The sequence below is a fragment of the uncultured Marinococcus sp. genome (genome assembly GCF_947493875.1).
Classification (GTDB): Bacteria; Bacillota; Bacilli; order Bacillales; family Marinococcaceae; genus Marinococcus.
Genome location: NZ_CANLSU010000026.1, coordinates 1 through 536, shown reverse-complemented (window position 1 = coordinate 536; position 536 = coordinate 1). Strand labels below are relative to the sequence as shown.

Sequence of the window (536 nt, the reverse complement as noted above, 5' to 3'; positions counted from 1 at the left end):
TTCTTTTCTTTGGGGCTCTGGCTTGTCTTTCCTTTTCAAAGAACGATCTGCCGCTCAAAGCGACAATTAATATCATATCAACTGTGCTTCACAGCGTCAATGATTTTTTCAAAAAAAGTTGGTGGAGCCTAGCGGGATCGAACCGCTGACCTCCTGCGTGCAAAGCAGGCGCTCTCCCAGCTGAGCTAAGGCCCCATATATTAGATGGTCGGGAAGACAGGATTTGAACCTACGACCCCTTGGTCCCAAACCAAGTGCTCTACCAAGCTGAGCTACTTCCCGTTATTGAATGAATAATTGGTGCGCCCGAGAGGACTTGAACCCCTAGCCTTCTGATCCGTAGTCAGACGCTCTATCCAATTGAGCTACGGGCGCATAAATGGAGCGGGAGACGGGATTCGAACCCGCGACCCCCACCTTGGCAAGGTGGTGTTCTACCACTGAACTACTCCCGCAAAATCATGGTGAGCCATGGAGGATTCGAACCTCCGACCCTCTGATTAAAAGTCAGATGCTCTACCAACTGAGCTAATGGC

Annotated in this window: 4 tRNA genes; all 4 read right to left on the bottom strand. The window is 50.4% G+C overall.

Going from position 1 to position 536, the window contains the following annotated elements:
• Window positions 1-119: 119 nt before the first annotated feature.
• The 4 genes from Q0757_RS16925 to Q0757_RS16910 all read right to left on the bottom strand — a co-directional run bounded on the left by Q0757_RS16925 (window position 120) and on the right by Q0757_RS16910 (window position 455).
• Window positions 120-195: transfer RNA gene (locus Q0757_RS16925), tRNA-Ala, on the bottom strand.
• Window positions 196-205: 10 nt separating this feature from the next.
• A tRNA-Pro gene (locus Q0757_RS16920) sits at window positions 206-282 on the bottom strand.
• 16 nt (window positions 283-298) lie between these two features.
• A tRNA-Arg gene (locus Q0757_RS16915) sits at window positions 299-375 on the bottom strand.
• 5 nt (window positions 376-380) lie between these two features.
• Window positions 381-455 (bottom strand) — tRNA-Gly (locus Q0757_RS16910).
• Window positions 456-536 lie beyond the last annotated feature (81 nt).